At 73.7% G+C, this 4,649-nt stretch carries 4 protein-coding genes and 1 pseudogene; all 5 read left to right on the top strand.

Going from position 1 to position 4,649, the window contains the following annotated elements; all coding sequences use genetic code 11:
- Window positions 1-378: FliH/SctL family protein (locus HW578_RS23185; RefSeq protein WP_198373079.1), on the top strand; the 378-nt coding region annotated here is incomplete at its 5' end.
- Window positions 379-381: 3 nt separating this feature from the next.
- The gene (fliN, locus tag HW578_RS23180; protein ID WP_198373078.1) at window positions 382-705 is read left to right on the top strand and encodes a flagellar motor switch protein FliN; all 324 of its coding nucleotides are present in this window, start codon (window positions 382-384) and stop codon (window positions 703-705) included.
- A 2-nt stretch (window positions 706-707) separates the two neighbouring features.
- Window positions 708-2,078, top strand: coding sequence for a sigma-54 dependent transcriptional regulator (locus HW578_RS23175; protein WP_198373077.1), 1,371 nt, complete (start codon window positions 708-710; stop codon window positions 2,076-2,078).
- A 3-nt stretch (window positions 2,079-2,081) separates the two neighbouring features.
- The gene (gene flhA, locus HW578_RS23170; RefSeq protein ID WP_198373076.1) at window positions 2,082-4,142 is read left to right on the top strand and encodes a flagellar biosynthesis protein FlhA; all 2,061 of its coding nucleotides are present in this window, start codon (window positions 2,082-2,084) and stop codon (window positions 4,140-4,142) included.
- A 24-nt stretch (window positions 4,143-4,166) separates the two neighbouring features.
- Window positions 4,167-4,649: pseudogene (locus HW578_RS23165) on the top strand (GTP-binding protein); the annotation flags it as partial.

Raw genomic sequence — 4,649 nt, 5'->3', positions numbered from 1 at the left:
GCGGGGCATGCGGCGGCGGCCGAGGCGGCGCGCGATGCCACCGAGGATGTCGCGCGCCTCGCCCTCGCCATGCTGGATGCGGCGCTGCCGGGTCTTGCGGCCGGGAACGCCGCAGGGCTCGCGGCGGCCTTCGCACAGCGCCTGCTGCCGATGCTGCAGGGGGCGCCGGAAGCGCGGCTGCTGGTGGCGCCGGGCCTCGCCGAGGCCACGCGGGCGCTGCTCGGCACCGAAGGGATCGTCATCGAGGAGGACGCCGCCCTGCCCGCCGGCGATGCGCGCGCCGAGTGGCGCTCGGGCGGCGCCGCGCTCGACCTCGCGGCGCGGCGGCGCGAGATCCGCGGCGTCCTCGAAGCGGCCGGCCTCGGCCCCAGGGAGTAGCACATGTCCGGCAATACCAATTTCGAACCACTCTCCGCCGCGAGCGACGAGGCACGCCAGGCCGCGGCGGGGCCGGTGCGCGAGCTGGAGGCGGTCTACGACATCCCGGTGCAGATCAGCGCCGTGCTGGGGCGCGCCACCATGCAGGTGTCGCAACTGCTGAAGCTCGGCCGTGGCGCGGTGGTGGAGCTCGACCGCAAGCTCGGCGAGGCGGTGGACATCTACGTCAACAACCGCCTGGTCGCGCGCGGCGAGGTGGTGATGGTCGACGACAACCGGCTGGGCGTGACCATGACCGAGATCGTGAAGTCGGACAGGGGCGTGTGACCATGGCGCGGGTGCTCGTCATCGGCTCGCTGGAGGCGGAACTCGGCACCGCCGCGCGCATCGCGGCGGCACGCGGCGCGCGCATCGCCACCGCCGAGGGCGCGGCGGCGGGCCTGTCGTGCCTACGTGCCGAGGGTGCCGACCTGGTGCTGTGCGACGTGCAGCACGACGTCGCCTGGCTGGTGGCACAGCTCGCCGCCGAGCGCATCGCCTGCCCGGTGGTCGCCTGCGGCCGTCCGAACGATGCCGATGCCGCGGTGCGCGCCATCCGCGCGGGTGCGAAGGATTTCCTGCCGCTGCCCCCGGATGCCGACCTCATCGCCGCCATGCTGCAGGCCTGCGCGGGCGAGCCCGACCGGCCGGTGGTGCAGGACGCGGCGATGGCGGCCTTGCTGGCGCGCGCCGAGCAGGTGGCGCGCGCCGAAGCCTCGGTGCTGATCATGGGCGAGAGCGGCACCGGCAAGGAGGTACTGGCGCGCCACATCCACGCCGCCTCGCGCCGCGCGCGCGGGCCCTTCGTGGCGCTGAACTGCGCCGCCCTGCCTGAGGCCCTGCTGGAATCCGAGCTGTTCGGCCACGAGAAGGGCGCCTTCTCCGGCGCCGTCGCCGCGCGCAAGGGCAAGTTCGAACAGGCCGAGGGCGGCACCCTGCTGCTCGATGAGATCGGCGAGATGGACCCGCGCCTGCAGGCCAAGATCCTGCGCGCCATCCAGGAGCGCGAGATCGACCGCCTGGGCGGCACTGCCCCGGTGAAGGTGGATGTGCGCATCCTGGCGGCGACGCATCGCGACCTTGCGCAGGAGGTCGCGAAGGGCCGCTTCCGCGAGGACCTGTATTTCCGCCTGGCGGTGGTGCGCCTGCGCATCCCGCCGCTGCGCGAGCGTCGCGGCGACATCCTGCCGCTGGCGCACCACTTCGCCGAACGCTACGCGCGCGCCAACGGCCTGCCGGAACGCGCCCTGGCGCCGGCGGCCGAGGCGCTGCTGCTGGCCCATCACTGGCCGGGCAATGTCCGCGAGCTCGAGAACACGCTGCACCGCGCGGTGCTGCTGGCGGAAGGCCACGCGATCGGGCCGGAGGCCATCGACCTGCTGGAAGCCGCGCCCGTGCTGCATGCCGAGGCCGTGACGGCCGCCGCCGCACCCGCCGCCGTGCCGCCGGTCACCGCCCTGGTCGGGCGCCGCGTCGAGGAGGTCGAGCGCGACCTGATCCTCGAGACGCTGACGCATTGCCTGGGCAACCGCACGCGGGCGGCGGAGATGCTCGGCATCTCGATCCGCACGCTGCGCAACAAGCTGCACGAATACCGCGCGGCGGGCGTCGCCGTGCCGCCGGTGCCCGGCCAGCCGCCCTATGCCCTGCCGGCCGGGTAGCGCGTGAACGCGCTGGTCCTCCCCGGCTGGCTGCGCCGCGCGCAGCCGGGCAACGACGTCACGCTCGCACTCGGCGTGGTGGCGCTGCTGGTCGTGCTGGTGGTGCCGCTGCCCACCATGCTGCTCGACCTCGGGCTGGCGGTATCGATCACACTCTCGGTGCTGGTGCTGATGACGGCGCTGTTCCTGCGCCGGCCCCTCGACTTCACCTCCTTCCCCACGCTGCTGCTGCTGACCACGCTGCTGCGCCTCGCGCTCAACGTCGCCACCACGCGCACCGTCCTGACGCATGGCCATGAGGGGCCCTACGCGGCCGGGCACGTGGTCGGCGCCTTCGGCGGCTTCCTGATGGGCGGGGACGTGGTGGTGGGGCTGATCGTCTTCGTCATCCTGCTGGTGGTGAACTTCATGGTCATCACCAAGGGCTCGGGGCGCATCGCGGAAGTGGCGGCGCGCTTCAGCCTCGATGCCCTGCCCGGCAAGCAGATGGCGATCGACGCCGACCTGTCCTCGGGCCTGATCGACGAGACCGAGGCGCGCCGCCGGCGCCGCGAGCTCGAGGAGGAGACCGGCTTCTACGGCGCGATGGACGGTGCGGCGAAATTCGTGCGCGGCGACGCCATCGCGGGGCTCATCATCACCTTCATCAACCTGCTGGGTGGCATGGCGATCGGCGTCGCGCGGCACGGCATGGCCTTCGGCGACGCGGCGCAGACCTTCTCGCTGCTCACGGTGGGGGATGGGCTGGTCAGCCAGATCCCGGCGCTGCTGGTCTCGGTCGCCGCCGGCATCGTCGTGACCAAGGGCAATACCGAGGGCACCGCCGACCAGATGCTGGTGGACCAGCTCGGCGGCAGCCCGAAGCCGCTCGCCATCGCGGCCGGCGCCGCCGGGGTGATGGCGCTGCTGCCGGGCATGCCGATGCTGCCCTTCCTCGCACTTGCGGGTGCCGCGGGTGCGGCGGCCTGGGCGAAGCAGAAGGCGATCGACACCCCGCCCGAGGCGACCGCAACCCCCGCCGCGGCTGCCGATCCGCCGATTGCCGAGACGCTGCGCATCGACCTGCTGCGGCTCGAACTGGGCTACGGGCTGCTCTCGCTCGCCGCCGGCGACGCGCCGCGGCTGACCGAGCAGATCAAGGGCCTGCGCCGCACCATCGCGCAGGAGATGGGCTTCGTGCTGCCCTCGGTGCGCATCCAGGACAATCTCTCGCTCTCGCCCGACACCTACGCGATCCGGGTGAAGGAGATCGAGGCCGGGCGCGGCCAGCTGCGCCCGCCCCTGGTGCTGGCGATCGACCCGGCCGGCGGCGTGCCTGATCTGCCCGGCGAACGCTGCAACGAACCAACCTTCGGCCTGCCCGCGCTCTGGATCGAGGAAACGCGACGCGAGGAGGCGCTGGCGCGCGGCTGCACCGTCGTCGACGCGGCGGGCGTCGTCGCCACCCACCTGACCGAACTGGTGCGCGAGAACATGGCGGAGCTGCTCTCCTTCGCCGAGACCCAGAAGCTGCTCGACGACCTGCCGGCGGAGCACCGCAAGCTGGTGGCGGACCTGGTGCCGGCGATGATCGGGGTCGGCGGCATCCAGCGCGTGCTGCAGGCGCTGCTGGCCGAGCGTGTCTCGATCCGCGACCTGCCGACCATCCTGGAGGGCATCCAGGAGGCCTCGGCGGCCGGCGCGCGGTCGGTGCCGGGCATCCTCGCCATCGTGCGCGCGCGGCTCGCGCGGCAGCTCTCGGATGCGGCGCGCGGCGCGGCGGGGCATGTGCCGATGGTCACGCTGTCGGGCGACTGGGAAGTGGCCTTCACCGAAGCCCTGGTCGGCCCGCCCGAGGAACGCCAGCTGGCCATGGCGCCGTCCCGCCTCGGGGAATTCATGCAGCGCGTGAAGGAGGTGTTCGACGCCGCGAATGCCGCGGGCGAGCATCCGGTGCTGGTGTGTTCCGGCGCCATCCGACCGCATGTGCGCGCCATCGTGGAACGCTTCCGCCCGGCCACGGCGGTGCTGGCGCATACCGAAATCCACCCGCGCGCCAGGATCCGCACCGTTGGCACGCTCTGACGCCATGCGGCCGGGGCACGCCCGATGCGCCTGAAGACCTTCCGCGCGCCCCGCATGGCCGAGGCGATGGCGCTGCTGCGCGAGGAACTGGGTGCGGAGGCGATCATCCTCGGCACGCGCCGCGTCGGCCAGGGCGTCGAGGTCACGGCGGCACTCGAACCGGAGGAACCGCTGCTTATCCCGCCGGTCACCGTGCCGGTGCCGCCGGCCGCGGGGCCCCTCGCCTTCCACAACCTGCCCCCGGCGCTGGGCGCCGCGCTCGCTGCGGGACCGCTGGAGGCGACGCTCGCCGCGCGCTTCGCCTTCGCGCCGCTGCCCGCGGGGCGCGAACGGCCGGTGATGTTCGTGGGCCCGCCCGGTGCCGGAAAGACGCTCACCTGCGCGAAGCTCGCCGCGCGCCTGGTGATGCGCGGCGGCAGCCCCGGCGTGGTCACGGCCGATGGCCAGCGCGCGGGGGCCAGCGCGCAGCTCGCCGCCTTCACCGGCGTGCTCGGCCTCACGGTGGAG

Source organism: Roseomonas rosulenta, assembly GCF_016106005.1.
Taxonomy (GTDB): domain Bacteria; phylum Pseudomonadota; class Alphaproteobacteria; order Acetobacterales; family Acetobacteraceae; genus Neoroseomonas; species Neoroseomonas rosulenta.
This window is presented reverse-complemented; position numbering and strand designations above follow the sequence as displayed.

Excerpts from the sequence above, each read along its gene's own strand:
- fliN (WP_198373078.1), top strand. The coding sequence starts at position 382 with ATGTCCGGCAATACCAATTTCGAACCACTCTCCGCCGCGAGCGACGAG.
- HW578_RS23175 (WP_198373077.1), top strand. The coding sequence starts at position 708 with ATGGCGCGGGTGCTCGTCATCGGCTCGCTGGAGGCGGAACTCGGCACC.